17 protein-coding genes are annotated in these 16228 nt (G+C 62.0%); 8 read left to right on the top strand and 9 right to left on the bottom strand.

From position 1 onward, the window contains the following. Window positions 1-61 precede the first annotated feature (61 nt). Window positions 62-373: an outer membrane protein assembly factor BamE domain-containing protein gene (gene bamE / locus J3364_RS12680; protein ID WP_349558704.1), complete on the top strand. Its 312-nt coding sequence runs from the start codon at window positions 62-64 to the stop codon at window positions 371-373. 21 nt (window positions 374-394) lie between these two features. Here the strand turns inward: bamE and J3364_RS12675 are convergent, their stop codons facing one another. Then, window positions 395-1024, bottom strand: a complete 630-nt coding sequence (locus tag J3364_RS12675; protein WP_349558703.1) for a TetR family transcriptional regulator — start codon at window positions 1022-1024, stop codon at window positions 395-397. Between the two features lie 172 nt (window positions 1025-1196). On the opposite strand from J3364_RS12675, the gene J3364_RS12670 reads away from it, so the two are divergent. Then, entirely contained in the window at window positions 1197-2780 is a 1584-nt protein-coding gene (locus J3364_RS12670; protein WP_349558702.1) for a flavin-containing monooxygenase, read from the top strand. A 23-nt stretch (window positions 2781-2803) separates the two neighbouring features. Here J3364_RS12670 and J3364_RS12665 read toward each other — a convergent pair whose 3' ends face one another. From J3364_RS12665 to J3364_RS12640, 6 genes are all read right to left on the bottom strand, one after another. Beyond that, window positions 2804-3658, bottom strand: coding sequence for a DUF2279 domain-containing protein (locus J3364_RS12665; protein WP_349558701.1), 855 nt, complete (start codon window positions 3656-3658; stop codon window positions 2804-2806). 157 nt (window positions 3659-3815) lie between these two features. Continuing rightward, on the bottom strand, window positions 3816-4589 hold the full coding sequence (locus J3364_RS12660) for an SDR family oxidoreductase (protein ID WP_349558700.1): 774 nt from the start codon (window positions 4587-4589) through the stop codon (window positions 3816-3818). Between the two features lie 56 nt (window positions 4590-4645). After that, window positions 4646-5785: an acyl-CoA dehydrogenase family protein gene (locus J3364_RS12655; protein ID WP_349558699.1), complete on the bottom strand. Its 1140-nt coding sequence runs from the start codon at window positions 5783-5785 to the stop codon at window positions 4646-4648. 13 nt (window positions 5786-5798) lie between these two features. Further along, window positions 5799-6986 (bottom strand): acyl-CoA dehydrogenase family protein, encoded by a 1188-nt coding sequence (locus J3364_RS12650; RefSeq protein WP_349558698.1) that lies wholly within the window; start codon window positions 6984-6986, stop codon window positions 5799-5801. 436 nt (window positions 6987-7422) lie between these two features. Beyond that, window positions 7423-8604, bottom strand: a complete 1182-nt coding sequence (locus J3364_RS12645; RefSeq protein ID WP_349558696.1) for an acetyl-CoA C-acyltransferase — start codon at window positions 8602-8604, stop codon at window positions 7423-7425. Between the two features lie 68 nt (window positions 8605-8672). Beyond that, the gene (locus J3364_RS12640; protein ID WP_349558695.1) at window positions 8673-10772 is read right to left on the bottom strand and encodes a 3-hydroxyacyl-CoA dehydrogenase NAD-binding domain-containing protein; all 2100 of its coding nucleotides are present in this window, start codon (window positions 10770-10772) and stop codon (window positions 8673-8675) included. 207 nt (window positions 10773-10979) lie between these two features. Here J3364_RS12640 and J3364_RS12635 point away from each other — a divergent pair, with 207 nt between their 5' ends. From J3364_RS12635 to J3364_RS12625, 3 genes are all read left to right on the top strand, one after another. Then, window positions 10980-11600, top strand: coding sequence for a TetR/AcrR family transcriptional regulator (locus J3364_RS12635; RefSeq protein WP_349558694.1), 621 nt, complete (start codon window positions 10980-10982; stop codon window positions 11598-11600). Between the two features lie 85 nt (window positions 11601-11685). Next, entirely contained in the window at window positions 11686-11994 is a 309-nt protein-coding gene (locus J3364_RS12630; RefSeq protein WP_349558693.1) for a hypothetical protein, read from the top strand. A gap of 111 nt (window positions 11995-12105) precedes the next feature. Further along, a complete protein-coding gene (locus J3364_RS12625; RefSeq protein WP_349558692.1) occupies window positions 12106-13002 on the top strand; it encodes a DMT family transporter in 897 nt (298 codons plus the stop codon). Here the strand turns inward: J3364_RS12625 and J3364_RS12620 are convergent, their stop codons facing one another. Continuing rightward, window positions 13003-13872, bottom strand: coding sequence for an alpha/beta fold hydrolase (locus J3364_RS12620; RefSeq protein WP_349558691.1), 870 nt, complete (start codon window positions 13870-13872; stop codon window positions 13003-13005). A 163-nt stretch (window positions 13873-14035) separates the two neighbouring features. Here J3364_RS12620 and J3364_RS12615 point away from each other — a divergent pair, with 163 nt between their 5' ends. Then, entirely contained in the window at window positions 14036-14671 is a 636-nt protein-coding gene (locus J3364_RS12615) for a MarC family protein (RefSeq protein ID WP_349558690.1), read from the top strand. A gap of 114 nt (window positions 14672-14785) precedes the next feature. Beyond that, window positions 14786-15172, top strand: a complete 387-nt coding sequence (locus J3364_RS12610) for a group III truncated hemoglobin (protein ID WP_349558689.1) — start codon at window positions 14786-14788, stop codon at window positions 15170-15172. Here J3364_RS12610 and J3364_RS12605 read toward each other — a convergent pair. Next, window positions 15169-15687: a hypothetical protein gene (locus tag J3364_RS12605; RefSeq protein ID WP_349558688.1), complete on the bottom strand. Its 519-nt coding sequence runs from the start codon at window positions 15685-15687 to the stop codon at window positions 15169-15171. The two genes, J3364_RS12610 and J3364_RS12605, sit on opposite strands and share 4 nt — an antisense overlap. Before the next feature lie 206 nt (window positions 15688-15893). On the opposite strand from J3364_RS12605, the gene J3364_RS12600 reads away from it, so the two are divergent. Further along, entirely contained in the window at window positions 15894-16223 is a 330-nt protein-coding gene (locus J3364_RS12600) for a DMT family transporter (protein WP_349558687.1), read from the top strand. The last annotated feature ends 5 nt before the right edge of the window (window positions 16224-16228 follow it).

Raw genomic sequence — 16228 nt, 5'->3', positions numbered from 1 at the left:
TAATCGCACACGTCACGTTGTTGCGTATGATGGAGGCATCATCCATTGACGGAGTGACGTGATGCCAGGAATGAAACCGCTGTTTGGCGCCGTTGTCGTTGCAACGGCCCTCACCGCCGGCTGTGCCACGGTCGGCCACGATTTCCCCACCCAGAACGTCGATCAGATCCGCATCGACCAGACCACCCGCGCCGATATCCGGCAGATGTTCGGTGAGCCCTGGCGCACCGGGATCGAGGACGGCAAGTCCACCTGGACCTACGGCAAGTATCGCTGGTCCGCCTTCAGCGATGCCCAGACCACCGACCTGGTGGTGCGCTTCAACGCCGACGATACGGTCGATTCCTACGTTTACAACACGACCAAGAAGTAAGCGCCCACTATCTCTCCTGGGTTAGTTTTTACTGACCCAGCGGGCGATGGTCTCGGGCGGCAGGGATTCCACGAGCGCGCCGCGGAACTGGCGGTTGATGAAGTGTTCGGTTTCGATCTGGATGCGATCGCGCTGCCCGGGTTTTTCGATGTAGTCCATGGCCCGGAACAGGATGTAGCGGATCGTCATGTGGGAGATCTCGTGGACCGTGGCGTTATCCACACCCGGCACAAGCCGGCGTTCGATGATGTCCTCGGCCATCTCCCGGGCGCTGGCGTCCAGTTGGCTTTCCAAGGCCCGGCGCAGTACCGGTGACGGGCCATGCAGTTCACGCACGGCCACCGTCGTCGCCGCGGCGTTGTTCAGGAAATAGTGATAGACAAAGGCCACCGTCTCCCGGGACGCCTGGTCGGAACTCTCCGCCATCCGGCGCAGTTCCCGCACGCCGGTTTTCATCTCTTCGGCGATATAGCCCAGCACCTGCAGGCCGAACTCGTCGAGATTGCGGAAATGCCGGTAGAAGGTATTGGGGTTCAGCCCCGCCTCGCGCGCCAGTTCGCGCAGACCCAGTGAGGTCAGGCTGCGGCTTTCGGTAATCAGCCGCAGGGCCGCCTGCACCAGCTTCAGTTTTCCTCCGGTCATCACGCTCATCAGGACGCCTTCTTGTCGCTATGGGCCAAACGCCTATTTTTCGATCAGCAAAAGTATACAGTCGTCTACATGGGGTGTATACATCTGTCTACTGGCTCAGGTAGACAGGTGTCTACTCGGGAGCCATCGCTGACAACAAGACGCGCACAAGCGACAACGAGGTGTGGTGGTTATGACTGACAAGACTCCGATTGCAATCATCGGCACCGGCTTTGCCGGGCTGGGTATGGGCATCAAGCTGAAGGAAGCCGGCTACGAGGATTTCGTGATCCTGGAACAGGGCAGCGACGTCGGGGGCACCTGGCGCGACAACCATTACCCGGGCTGCGCCTGTGACGTCCAGTCGGCGTTGTATTCCTTCTCGTTCGAGCAGAACCCGAACTGGTCGCGGATGTACGCCCAGCAAGGGGAAATACTCGACTACCTGCGCCATTGCGCTGAGAAGTACGGTCTGATGAGGCACATCCGCTTCAATACACACCTGGCGACTGCCCACTTCGACGACCAGCGCAACCTGTGGAAGCTGGAGACCGCCGACAGCCCGGTACTGTGGGCCTACATGCAGAAGCATGACCTCAAGCCCGGCGATACTCTGGACGTGAACGATCCCGACCTGCCGGCCTTCGAGGCGCTGGAGGCGAACATTCTTGTCTCGGGCATGGGCGGGCTGAGCACGCCGGCCTATCCGAGCATCGAGGGCCTTGATCGCTTCAAGGGCAAGATGTTCCATTCCCAGGACTGGGACCACGGCTACGACCTGAAAGGTAAGCGGGTGGCCGTGATCGGCACCGGCGCCAGTGCCATCCAGTTCGTACCGGAAGTGGCGAAAGAAGCCGCCCGCGTGGATCTCTACCAGCGTACGCCGCCGTGGGTCATGCCCAAGCCGGACCGGCCTATGAAAGGCTGGGAGAAGGCGCTGTTCCGCCGCGTACCGGCGGCCCAGTCGGCCTTGCGCAATTCCATCTACTGGCAGCTGGAATCCCGTGTCCTGGCGCTGGCCCTGAATCCGCGCCTGATGAAAGTGGCCGAGCTGGAAGCCCGTCGCCATATCCGCAAGCAGATCCCCGACAAGGCCCTGCGCAAGAAAGTGACGCCGGACTACACCATCGGCTGCAAGCGCATCCTGCTGTCGAACAACTATTATCCGGCCCTGGCGCAGGACCATGTGGACGTACGCACCGACGGTATCCAGGAAGTCACGGCCGGCGGGGTTGTGGATAAAAACGGCGTGGAGCGGGAAGTGGACGCCATCATCTTTGGCACCGGCTTCAAGGCCCAGGATCCGATTCCCCACGGCATGATCTTCGGCCGCGGCAACCGTGATCTGCTGGACGCCTGGCGCGACGGCGCCGAAGCCTACAAGGGCACCACCGTGCACGGTTTCCCCAACTTCTTCATGCTGGTCGGTCCCAACACCGGCCTGGGCCACAGCTCGATGGTCTACATGATCGAATCCCAGATCCAGTACGTCATGGACGCGCTGGCCCAGATGCGCCAGCAGGGCTGGGAAGCGGTCGATGTGAAGGAAGGTGTCCAGGCGGATTACAACGCCATGCTGCAGGCCAAGTCCGACGGCTCGGTCTGGGATAGCGGCTGCAACAGCTGGTACGTGAACGAGAACGGCAAGAACACCACCCTGTGGCCGAGCTTTACCTGGGCCTTCCGGCAGCAGACAAACCGGTTCGACGCGCAGCATTATGTGTGCGAGACGTCGGCGTCATTGCGGGAAGTCGCTGGAGAGGCCGTGCCGGCCTGATGAGGAACCGGACGGATCACCCGTTACTCCGGCAGTGTTTTCTCCAACGGGATATAAGTGAACGGTGGTTGGTAGTAGTTGAGGAACGTGGCCACCTTGTGATGTCCGTGCCGGCGAAACAGATCCGTCAGGTTCAGTCCGATGCCGATATACAGCGTTCTTTCATCGGGTTCGTCCGGGGCCGAGTAGCCCCGGGTGTAGTAGCCGGCATGCAGCTCGAGATGCCGAAGAAAGCTGTTTCCCGGAAGATCGAAACCGTTGAGCTTGACCGCCACCAAGTATTTGGCGTTGTCGTAATCGGTCACAATGTCGCCCTGATTCGGCTGGAAGCCGACTTCCCAGCGAAGATCGATCTTCTTGGCCAGGGAGGGGTACCGGTATCGGTAGTAGCCCGCAATGCCGCCGATCGCATTGGCGATCAGGTCTTCATAAGAGAACCCATAGTCACTGAAGGCGTCTCCGAGCTCCATGTAGCTCAGCATGGTAAATGACGAGAGCGCACCATAGAGAGCGGCATCCTCCGGCGTGAAACACCAGTGTTCAAACAGACTGGCAACCCCTTGGGTCGTTGCATACGTGGTGAACAGGTGTCCAAGCTTGTCGGCGCCGCCCTCCGGCGTATCCTGGCCGAACCACCCTTCAGAAGACGCGGTGGGTGAGACGGAGAAATAATCCCAATTCACGATTCCCCACGCTGTGATCAACCCCACGCCTGTGACGGTAACGCCGGCTGCCCGTCGTACCTGATCCTCGGGGACCAGGGGCTCGCGGCAATTGGATTCGGCAATCGTCTTAGCAGGAAGCAAGAGGACAGCAGAGAGGATGAGCGCCGTGACCGTGCCCGGGTGCGAATGCATGTCGGGGGATTGTGAGGTCATGATCATATCCCAGTGGTGGCAGTCCACTTGAGGCACGTCATTACCTTTTCAGCATAGGACTGGTTTTGCCAGCTTGCAGGGTTGGAGAGTGCCTGAGGTATCTCATCCAACCCGGTTATACCCGCGGCTTGCGGAGTTCACCGCGGGTATCGGTGGATTAGCTCACCAGTGTCCCCCCATCTACCGCCAGACACTGCCCGGTAATATGCCGGCCTGCCTCGGACGCCATCAGCACTGCGGCCCCTTTCAGATCCTCCTCACCGCCGAACCGGTTCAGCGGAATGCGGTCCAGCATGGTGTCGCCCTGGGCGTCCAGCAGGCCCTGGGACATCTTGGACGGGAAGAAGCCCGGGCACAGGGCGTTCACGTTGATGTTGTGGTGGCCCCATTCCGACGCCAGCGCCCGGGTGAAGTTCACCACGGCGCCTTTACTGGTGTTGTAGGCGATGGTCTTCATGGCTTCCGGGTTGCCGGACAGGCCGGCGATGGAGGCGATGTTGATGACCTTGCCGGACTGGCGCGGGATGAAGCATTTCTTCGCCACGGTCTGGGTCAGGAAGAAGACCGCGTTGACGTTGAGGTTCATCACTTTCATCCAGCCTTCGGCCGGGTAATCCTCGGCGGGCGCGCCCCAGGTGGCGCCGGCGTTGTTGACCAGGATGTCGATATCGCCCAGACCGGCAACGATCTTGTCCACAACCGCCGGAATGCCTTCCAGATCGGACATGTCGGCTGCCAGGGTCATCACCTCGACGCCCTGTTGCTTGAGGTGCGCTTCGGCCTCATCCAGTTCGTGCTGCTTGCGGGCGGTGAGGGCAACCTTGGCCCCCATTTCGCCCAGTGCTTCGGCCATTTGCAGGCCCAGACCCCGGGAACCGCCGGTGATCAGGGCCACCTTGCCGCTCAGGTCGAAGAGTTGTTTAACGCTCACTCACTTCCCCTTGTGGTTGAAGCGGGTGCTGCCGCCATGACAGCACCCGGCAGGTTTCAGGCGCTTTTCAGCAGCCCGTCGCTGACTTGTCCGAGGTGGTAGTCGGCGTCGCCAAATTGCAGGTTGATCAGCGTCAGCCGCTTGAACAGGTGCGCCGCGAACATCTCGTCCGTCACGCCCATGCCGCCGTGCAGCTGGACCGCCTGCTGGCCCACGTAGCGGGCTGACTGACCGACCAGGGTCTTGGCCATCGACACGGCTTCGCGGCGCTGTTTGCGGTCGTCGGAGTCCGCCATGCTGGCGGCCAGGATGGCCATGGATTTGGCCTGCTCGGCGGCGATGAACATGTCCGCCAGACGGTGCTGAATGACCTGGAACTTGCCGATGGGCATGCCGAACTGCTGGCGGGTCTTGACGTACTCCATGGTGGTTTCGTTGAGCGCTTCCATGGCCCCGACGGCTTCGGCGCACAGGGCGGCGATCGCCCGGTCCACGCCCTTCTCGACGATGGGCATGGCCTGGCCGCGGGCGCCGATACGGTCGTCGTCGCTGACCATCACGCTGTCGAGGATCACGTCGGCCACCCGGTGACCGTCATGGGTGGTGTATTCCTCGATCTCGACGCCGGAGGTGTCGTGGTTCACCAGGAACAGGGAAACCGGCTCTGTCGGCCGCCCACCCCGCCGTCCGGAGACGATCAGGTAGTGCGCGCCGGCGGCATTCAGCACGGCCGTCTTGCGCCCGTTCAGGATGTAGTCGTCGCCGTGTTTCTGGATCTCCGTTCTCACGTAATCCAGGTTGTGACGCCCGCCGGGTTCCTGATGGGCCAAGGCCAGGAACTCCTCGCCGGTGGCGATTTTCGGCAGGATCCGTTCTTTCTGCTCGTCGGAACCGGCGTCCTGGATGATGCCGCCGCCCAACACGACGGTGGACAGGTAGGGCTCAATCACCAGCGCACGGCCGAAACTTTCCATCACCAGCAAGGTGTCCATCGCATTACCGCCCAGGCCGCCGTATTCCTCCGGCAGTGTGTAGCCCAGCAGGCCCATTTCCGCGAACGCATTCCAGGTCGGCTTGTCCAGACCCTGGCCGGCGGCAATGATCTCCTTGCGCTTCTCGAAGCCGTATTCGTTGGCCAGGAAGCGGCGCAGGGAGTCCTGCAGCATTTGCTGTTCTTCGGTGAGATTGAAATTCATGATGCGCGCCTCCTTACAGTCCCAGAACCCGTTGGGCGATGATATTGCGCTGGATCTCGTTGGACCCGCCAAAAATCGATAGCTTGCGCATGTTGAAGTAGTCGCCGGCGGCCGGTGTGGCGTCGGGCGAGCCGACCCGGGATCCGGGGTAGTCCAGCTCCAGCGCTTCCGGAATGTGCGCCAGGGCGTCGGGCCCCACCGCTTCCATCATCAGCTCGAACAGCGCCTGGCCGATCTCGGTTCCTCGGATCTTGAGGATCGAGGCCTGTGGGCCTGGACCGTTCTCGTCAGTCAACACCCGAAGGACCGTCAACTCCAGAGCGCGAAGCTCGATTTCCAACTGGGCGAGGCGGTCACGGAACCGGGGGTTTTCGATCAGCGCCCGATCGCCATCCGGCTGCTCGTCGGCCACTTCACGCAGGCGCTTCATCATGGCTTTCCACTGGCCGACGTTGGCCAGGCCGGTGCGCTCATGGCCCAGCAGGAACTTGGCGTAGGTCCAGCCCTTGTTCTCCTCGCCGACGAGGTTTTCCACAGGCACCTTCACGTTGTCGAAGTAGACCTCGTTAATCTCGTGCTCGCCGTCGAGCATGATGATGGGCCGCACGTCGATGCCGGGGGTGTTCATGTCGATCAGGAAGAAGGAAATGCCTTCCTGTGGCTTGCCCTCGTTGCTGGTGCGCACCAGGCAGAAGATCCAGTTGGCGTGCTGACCCAGGGTGGTCCAGGTTTTCTGGCCGTTGACGACGTAATGATCGCCCTCGCGGACCGCCTTGGTCTTCAGTGAGGCGAGGTCGGAACCGGCGCCGGGCTCCGAGTAGCCCTGACACCACCAGTCCTCACCACTGAGGATGCGCGGCAGGTACTTTTGCTTCTGCTCTTCGTTGCCGAAGGCCATGATCACCGGGGCGACCATGCGCAGGCCGAAATCCAACTGGCGCGGCGCACCGGCGAGGGCGCATTCCTCTTCGAAAATCAGCTGTTCGACGGGCGACCAGCCCGGGCCGCCATGTTCCTTCGGCCAGGTGGATGCGCCCCAGCCCTGGTCGAACAGAATTTTTTGCCAGCGCTGGGTCATCGCCTTGTCCGGGCGCAGGCGCTTTTTGACACGATCGCGAATGTCTTTGGGGAGATTGTCTTTCAGGAACCGGCGCACTTCCTCACGGAAGGCCTCCTGTTCGGGGGTATAGTTCAGGTCCATGGCTAACCTCGTTGTCAGGTCGACGTCTGGAAACGCTGTCTTGTTGTGGGTGCTCGTTTTAAATGTAGCTGATGGTTTGATTTCCGGTGGTTCTGCAGGTGCTGGCAAGTCATTTTCGCCTGATAGGCGCTCACTCCAGACTTGCCGGGAAGCCAGGGGATGCCCTTGCCGAAGGAGGGACAGGGATGTCCCGGTCGTATTAGCCGGCCAGGGAAGGCCGTCTAATACAGCGTAGGCAAGGGTGTCCCTTGGCTTCCTGCTCGAGCTCGCAAACTTGGGGCTGAAACCAGTGAATGCCATCGCTTCCGTCGCCTAAGAGGGCCGTCCATGGCCGCTTATGCGACGAGGACATCCTGTCCTCTGCTCCAGCGATGGCATCCACTGGTTTCGATCAAGTCTTGGCGCCCACCTCCAAAGCATCAGCCTCAGGTTTACGTCAGGCGACTTCAAACAGCCCGGCCGCACCCATGCCTGTGCCTACGCACATGGTCACCACCACGTACTTTACGCCGCGCCGTTTGCCTTCGATCAGCGCGTGGCCGACCAGGCGGGAACCGGTGGTGCCGTAAGGGTGGCCCACGGCGATCGCGCCGCCGTTCACATTCAGGCGATCCATCGGGATGCCCAGCTTTTCTTGGCAATACAGCACCTGGACGGCGAAGGCTTCGTTCAGCTCCCACAGGCCGATGTCATCGACGGTCAGGCCGTGACGCTTGAGCAGCTTGGGCACGGCGAACACCGGGCCGATGCCCATCTCGTCCGGCTCACAGCCGGCGACAGCAAAGCCGCGGAAGATGCCTAGCGGTTCGATGTTGCGCTGTTGTGCCAGTGTGCCGTCCATCAGCACGCAGGCGGAGGCGCCGTCGGAGAACTGGCTGGCGTTACCGGCCGTGACCACGCCGCCGGGCATGGCCGAGCGGATCTTGCTAACGCCTTCCAGGTTGGTATCCGGGCGGATGCCCTCGTCCTGGCTGACGGTGACCTCTTTCGTGCTCAGCTGACCGGTGGCCTTGTCCGCCACGCCCATGGTGGTGGTAATGGGCACGATCTCGTCGTTGAATTTACCCTCTTCACGGGCCTTGGCGGCCAGCTGCTGCGAGCGCACGCCGTACTCGTCCATGGCTTCCTTCTTGATGCCATAGCGCTCCGCGACGGTTTCCGCTGTCTGCAGCATGGACCAGTAGAGTTCCGGCTTGTGCTTGGCCAGCCAGGGTTCCATCAGGTAGTTCTGGTTCACGTTGGCCTGCACGGTGGAGATGGATTCCACACCGCCAGCGACCATCACGGGGACTTTATCCACCGCAATGTGCTGGGCCGCCATGGCGATGGCCTGCAGGCCGGACGAGCAGAAGCGGTTGATGGTGGCGCCGCCGACGGTGACCGGCAGTCCGGCGCGGATCGCACCCATGCGGGCCACGTCGTTGCCGGTGGAGCCTTCGGGCAGGGCACAGCCCATCAGCACGTCTTCGATTTCATTGGGATCGACCTTCGAGCGCTCGACCGCGTGTTGGATGGCATGGCCGGCCAGGGTAGCGCCGTGGGTCATGTTCAGCCCGCCGCGCCAGGACTTGGCCAGCGGCGTACGGGCGGTGGATACGATGACGACATCATTGGACATAACAATTCTCCTGTTGGCGGGCCTGCCCGCAGGCAACCCCGCTGAAATTCGTTGACCGGATACCCGACTTATTGGGCGCGCTCATCGAAACGCTTGCCCTCGGCGGCGCAGCGCGCCAGCAGCGGAGCCGGTTCCCAGAAGCCCGGCTGGGTGTGCGTGTTGGCGAAGGGCTCCATGGCTCGAACCACATTGGGCAGACCCACTTCCTCGGCGTAGTGCATGGGCCCGCCGCGGAACACCGGGAAGCCGTAGCCGGTCAGGTACACCATGTCGATGTCGGAGGCCCGCTGGGCGATGCCTTCGTCCAGCAGGCGCGCACCCTCATTCACTAAGGCGTAGACGCAGCGCTCGACGATTTCCTGGTTGCTGATCTTGCGCGGGGTGATGCCCAGCTCGGCGCGGACTTCGTCCAGCACCTTGTCCACTTCCGGGTCGTGCAGGGCGTTGCGGTTGCCCGGCTCATAGCGGTAGAAGCCGGAGCCGGTTTTCTGGCCATAGCGGCCCATCTCGCACAGGCGGTCGGCCACGACCATCTTCGTCATGTCCGGGTGCTCGGCGTACAGGCGCTTGCGAATGGCCCAGCCGATGTCGCCGCCGGCCAGATCCGCCATGCGCAGTGGGCCCATGGCGAAGCCGAACTTCTCGATGGCCTTGTCGATCTGCTGCACCGTGGCGCCTTCTTCCAGCATGAGGATGGCTTCACGCTGGTACTGGTTGATCATGCGGTTGCCGATGAAACCGTCGCAGACGCCGGAGACCACAGCGGTCTTCTTGATGGTCTTGGCCAGTTTCATGGCCGTGGCCAGCACGTCCTTGGCGGTCTCGTCGCCGCGCACCACTTCCAGAAGCTTCATGATGTTGGCGGGGCTGAAGAAGTGCAGGCCAATGACGTCTTCCGGACGCTGGGTGAAGCTGGCGATCTTGTTCAGGTCCAGGGTGGAGGTGTTGGAGGCAAGGATCGCACCCGGCTTGCAGGTGGCGTCCAGCGTTTCGAAAACGGACTGCTTGACGCCCATTTCCTCGAACACCGCCTCGATCACGAGATCCGCGTCTTTGAGGTCGTCATAGGACAGGCTGGGGGTGAGCAGATCCAGGCAGGCTTTTGCCTTGTCTTCGCTCATCTTGCCTTTCTTCACCCGGCCTTCGTAGACCTTCTGGATGGCGGCGACGCCCCGGTCCAGGCCTTCCTGCTTCATCTCCACCAGCGTCACCGGAATGCCGGCGTTGAGGAAGTTGATGGTGATGCCGGTGCCCATGGTGCCGCCGCCGATCACGCCCACCTGCTTAATGTCGCGGGTCGGGGTGTCGCTCGGTACGTCGGCGATCTTGCTGGTCAGGCGCTCGGCGAAGAACGCGTGGCGCAGGGCCTTGGATTCGGGAGTCTGCAGCAGGTTGGCGAAGGCTTCACGCTCGACGGCCATGCCCTGGTCAAACGGCTTGGTGACGGCGGCCTCCACCGCGTCCACGCACTTCAATGGAGCCGGGTAGTTCTTGGCCACCGCGCCCACGGTGTTGCGGGCAAACATGAAGAATCCTTCCGGATTGGCGTGGGTCGCCTTCAGGTCAAGTACGCGCTTGAGCGGCAGTTTCTCGGCAACCACTTTTTTCGCATAGGCGAGAGCACCTTCCAGCAGGTCGCCGTCAATAATGTCATCAAACAGCGGGCTGCCCTGGAACTGTTTGGCCGGCACGGCCGCGCCGGAGACGATCATATTCAGGGCGTGCTCGACGCCGATCACTCGCGGCAGGCGCTGGGTACCGCCGGCACCGGGCAGGATGCCCAGTTTCACTTCCGGCAGCGAGATCTGTGCGTCCGGTTTGGCGACGCGGTAATGACAGCCCAGGGCCAGTTCCAGACCGCCGCCCATGCAGGCGCCGCTAATGGCAGCGATGACCGGCTTTTTCGCCGTATCGAGGTAATGGATGACGGTCGTCAGGATCGGCTCGGCCAGCATCTTCGGCGTGCCGAACTCGCTGATGTCGGCGCCGCCGGAGAAGGCCCGGTCGGAGCCGATCAGGACCACGGCCTTGATAGCGTCGTCGCCTTCGGCCTGTTTGATGCCATCCACAATCCCCTGGCGCAGGGTCAGTCCCAGGCCGTTCACCGGCGGGTTATCCAGGCGGATAACGGCGATCTCGCCGTTCACGTCGTAGTGCGCGCTACTCATCGCGTTGCTCCTTGTTGGCAGGCGGGGCGAACCAAGGCGCCGACCCGCGCGAAAGATGGAAGACAGGTGACGGAGTCGTCGGGTGATGGCTCCATACACTGGTGTATTGTTTTTCCGTACACTAATGTATGTTGTGGGTGCGGTCAACGGTTGGCCGGTTCATGTAGAATCCCACGTCATGATGTCTCGACAGGAACGATAAGCGGTATGAGTGAAGCGAAAACCCGGGCCAAACGCGGTCGATTGGCCACCGGCGACAAGAGTCAGCTCACGCGGGACGATTGGCTGGACGCGGCCGCCGGCGAAGTGGCCGCCGGTGGTTTCAGTCACTTGCGGGTGCTGACCCTGGCCAAGAAGCTGGGCGTCACCCGGGGCAGCTTCTACTGGCACTTCAAGGACCATGAAGACCTGGTGGTCAGTTTCCTCAACCGCTGGCGCGATCGCCGCCTGCACGAATTGCAGTACTGGAAGCCCCAGGGTGGGGATGTGGAAACCGAACTGCGTCAGATCCTGGAGCTGCTGCTGACCGACGCCGCCCGCAACGTGCGCCGGTTGCAGGTGGAGCTGGCGGTCCGCGACTTTGCCCGTCGCAATACCTACGCCGCCGAGCTGGTGGCCGAAGTCGACGAGGCGCGGATCAGCCAGAATGCCTCTCTGTTCAGTCGCATCAGCAGCGACCCGGAGCGTACGCGGGATCTCTCACTCCTGCTCTACGTTGCGACCATCGGTTCCCAGGTCGTCCTGACCGGGCGCAGCGGGGAGGAGGATGACATCGGCCGCATAGAGGACCTGATGGCGCGCATCGTCATGGGCCAGCACGATGCATGACAGGTTCTTTAAGCTTTGGTAACGGCACGCATCGCCACACACGTGGTAGCGTTCCTGTACCGAAGATGGCCAGGGAGTAACCGCCATGAAACGTCTACTGATGACCGCTGTCCTGCTGACCGGGGCTGTGAGTGTCGCCTACGCCGGTGGCCACCATCACGATGGTTACGATGACTTGCCGCCAGGCCTGCAGAAAAAGGTCGATCGGGGGGAATCGTTGCCGCCTGGATGGCAGAAAAAACTGCACCGCGGAGATCACCTGCCTCGCGATTACTATCGCTACGGCGAGGTTCACCACCTCGATGGGCGCTACGACCGTGTGCGGATTGAAGACAAGGTATACCGCGTGATCCGCGACACCCGCGAGATTGTCGATATCCTCAACAACTCCTGACGACAAGCGGTGTCGCCAAAGCGACAGGTGACGCCGCCCTGCAGCATTTCTTTCGGGGTTACGCTACCCTTTCGGTCCTGTTTCGAGGATTTCGCGACAAGGACGTAACCCATGCCCATCGCCGCACATTACTGCCTGACGGTCCTGATCTGGGGGCTGACCTGGACGGCGATTCGCCTGCAGGTGGAGTCGGCGCCTGTGGATATCTCGGTATTCTATCGATTTGTGCTGGCGGCGGCGGTGACCCTGGGCGTGCTCAAGCTGGCGCGCCAGCTTCCCAAATTGAGTTTGCTGCAGCATCGCTGGCTGGTGTTGCAGGGGCTGACCCTCTACAGCGTTAATTTCCTGCTGATCTATCGGGCTGCCGAATCCATGACCTCCGGCCTGCTGGCGGTGGTGTTTTCCCTGGCGGCCCTGTTCAACGCCTTCAACGGTTGGCTGTTGCTGCGCCTGACGCCGAACCGGCGGATCTATCCCGCAGTGGCGTTGGGTGTGACCGGGGTGGCGCTGCTGTTCTGGACCGATCTGGAGTTGGGTAATGCCCGCGCCTCGGCCATCCTGTTTGCGCTGGCAGGCACTTACTGGTTCTCTTTCGGCAACCTGATCAGCCTCAAGGTCCGTGCGGCCGAGGTGCCGCTATTGGCGGGCAATGCCTGGGCGATGTTCTACGGGGCGGTGATCCTGGGTGTCTGGTGCCTGATCAAGGGCGTTGAATGGCAGTTGCCGGCCGCGCCCAGCTTCTGGGGTGCGACGCTGTTCCTGGCGATCCCCGGCTCGATCATCGCGTTCTACAGCTACCTGACGGTGATCCGGACGCTCGGCGCCGACCGCGCGGGCTATGCCACCGTGTTGTTCCCGGTTGTCGCGCTGAGCGTGTCCACCTGGCTGGAAGGTTTCCAGTGGACCGCACCCGCCGTTGTCGGCGCCGTGCTGGCCCTGCTGGGCAACTACGTGCTGTTCCGCAAGCCGGCGGCCCCGAAAGCCGATGCCAGCACCTCTCGTCCCTGATTACTCTCCCAGGAAATCGTTCAGGTAACCGGCGACTTCCGCCGGCTTCTCCTCCTGCAGGAAGTGGGCGGCATCCACCTGTTCCACCCGGATGCTCTCAAAACAGTCTTCGATGTGGTTCAGGTACTCGGGGATGATGACCTTGTCCCGGTTGCCGTAGATGTACAGCCCCGGCATGGGCCAGATGTGGCCGGCGGTGGTAGCCCAGCGTTTGGCGTCGTCGTGGAAGGTGCGGTAGTAGTTGGCGCTGGCACCCGGCGTGCCGGGAATGCGGAACATGCGCACGTATTCCTGCAGAGCGTCCTCGGGAAAGCCGTCGCGGCTCCAGGTGCGCAGGAAATGCTTGAGCCAGGTTTTCTCGTTGCCGGGGATCATGGCCTCCGGTAGATCCGGGGTCTGCAGGAAGTGCTGGTACCAGTACACACTGCCACTGCCGGAGCGCACCGTCTCGATCACTTCCTGGTTGCCCTTCAGGTTGTTGATGATCGCAATGTTCATGATCACCAGTTTGTTCACCCGGTCGGGGATCGCCAGCGCGATTTCCTGGGCGACGATGCCGCCCCAGTCGTGGCCCACCAGATAGAAATCGTCGATCTCCAGCGTGTCCAGCAGCGCCATAACGTCCCGTGCCAGAGCGGCTTTGCGGTAGGGTTCCTGACCCGGGGTGCGTTCACTGTCGCCGAGCCCGCGCAGGTCCGGTGCGATCACCCGCAGGTCCGGGTCCAGATGCTCGGCGACGCCGGCCCAGCAATAGCTGCTTTCCGGCCAGCCGTGGATCATGACCACGACCGGTCCATCGGTGGGCCCGCTTTCCCGATAGGCAAATTGTCCTCGCGGTGTCTCGAGGGTTTCCGGGCGGCTCAATGGCATAGGCTCTCCGATGGGTCGGTTTTGGGTCCGTCAGCTTCCCACAATACACCCGTGTATGGAAACCCATTGCCCACCGGTTGCAACTACGCATAGTCGTCGGTACCGGTCTAGGCTATGGTCTGCAGCCCTTTGAGTTTCCTCCTGTTTGTTGACCGGAATTGCCATGTTACACACGTTTTTCGCGACCTATCTGAGTAGCGCCATCCGCTTCCTGTTCCTGCTGGCGCCGTTCTTCGTCGTCACCATGTTCCTGGCCCTGACCCGGGGTGATGACGCTGGCCAGAAGAAGCGGGTGATCAACCGATCGGTGTTTTCGGCGTTGGTCCTCGGGCTGGTGCTGTTCTTCGCCGGCCCGTTGCTGTTCGAAGCGATCGGGATCACGCTCAATTCCTTCCGGATCGGTGCCGGATCGCTGCTGTTCCTGACCGCGATCAGCCTGGTGACCAGCGGCACCCGCAACCACGCCACCAGTCTGCCGGAAGAAAACCGGGACGATGTCGCGGTGGTGCCGCTGGCGATTCCCATCATCATCGGGCCGGCCACCATCGGTGCGATTCTGGTGTATGGCGCCGAGCTCAACACGGTGCCGGAAATGGCCGGTGGTTTGCTGGGGCTGGTCACCGGACTGTTGGCCCTGGGCGTGTTGCTGCACCTGTCGGGTTACCTGGAAAAGGCGCTGGGCAAGACCGGCTTGAACATCATGTCCAAAATCAGTGGCCTGATCCTGTCGGCGATGGCGGCGGAAATCGTGATGTCCGGGATCGCCGGCTTTATCCAGTCGGCGGGGCTGGTGGGCTGACCGGTGACCCGTTGCAAAAACGGGGTGACGGGTTCGGGTAAACCTGCGTTATCATCAGAAGTTCGCCGGAGGAATGCCTGAGGCATTCCCGAACCTGAATGGGGCGGAGGGCCTATGGATCTCGACAATCCTGCTGCGATCCACCGCATGGTACAGCTGTTCTACGCCAGCCTGCTGGATGATCCGGTGATGGAACCGGTGTTCATGGAGGTGGCTGGCGTGCATCTGGCCGAGCATCTGCCGATGATCGAAGGCTACTGGTGCAAGATGCTACTGGGCAAGGACACCTACCACCGTAACATGGTCTATCGCCATGAACGCGTCCACGACAAGTTCCCCCTGAGCCGTGAACACTTCGAACTCTGGTTCGACCATTTCAACCACACCCTCGACACCCACTTCGAAGGCCCCTATACGGAAAAGGCCCGCAAACTGGCGCGCCGGATCCTGCGTAACCTGGCGCGCTGGCTGAATGCCCGGGACGCCGAGATGGCCTCCTAGTGATCCACCGGGCAGCGGGTTTTGACCGGTGCCCAGTGGGGCGGATCGGCCACGCCCGGCATGTCGCCGGTGGTCGGCCGGATCGCTTTGAAAATCTGGCCCTTGTAGGTCACCCACTGGCCGACTGTGTAGGTGTCGGAGAAGGTCCAATCCGGCGCCGGCTGGCAGTCCGCTTCTGACTGATCGCCCGGTTCGCCCAGCGCCGTATCGTGACCGTTGGCACTACCCACGGCGGAGCCGGCGTTGTTGCTACGGCCTTTCGCCTTGGTGGGTGTCTTGCAGTCCGGGTCCTTGTCCAGTGGTTTCCAGGCGAAGCCGCCACCGTCCGGGCGCTTGCCTTCCTGCCATTCCTGGGCCGCCCACCATTTGCCGTCATAAAAAACGATTTCACCCGCGTCGTAATAGCGGCTCGGCAGCCAGGCGTTGTCTTCCGGGGCGCAGCTGCGCTCAAGGGCGCTGGCGTTCAGGGCGGTGAGAGAAAGCAGGAAAAGCAGCAGGGTAGCCGTCAATCGCATAGGGTCGTCCATCCGGGCGGATCCGGGGACCGCCCTGTTGTGAGGTTGTTGTGGTGCCAGACTGCCCGGGAAAGGCGGCGGGATCAAGCGCAATGAGTGACGTGTGTGCCGCCTCCGTAGTTCCCCCGGTGGTTGCCGCCGCTGCCATCGGTTACGCTTGCCGGTTCGTCATCGTCCGGCGAGGGAATGGAAGAGGAGTAACGAACATGCAGCAATGGCTGATTCTCGGTGCCGCGATCTGCTTTGAGGTGATTGCCACGTCGGCCCTGAAGGCGTCGGAAGGCTTCTCGAAATTCTGGCCGTCGCTGCTGGTGGTGGTCGGCTATGGGCTGGCGTTTTACTTCCTGGCCTTGACCCTGCGCACGATTCCCGTCGGCATTGCCTATGCCGTTTGGGCCGGTGTCGGCGTGGCGCTGATTACCCTGATCGGCTGGCTGGTGTTCAACCAGACGCTGGATCTGGCGGCCGTGATAGGCATCCTGTTCATCGTGACCGGCGTATTGATACTGAAACTCTTTTCAAGCGTCTCGGCATAGAATTA

Source organism: Marinobacter sp. NFXS9, from assembly GCF_040148665.1.
GTDB lineage: Bacteria > Pseudomonadota > Gammaproteobacteria > Pseudomonadales > Oleiphilaceae > Marinobacter_A > Marinobacter_A mangrovi.
Note: the sequence above shows the minus strand (reverse complement) of the source record. Positions and strands in the feature narration are given on the sequence as shown.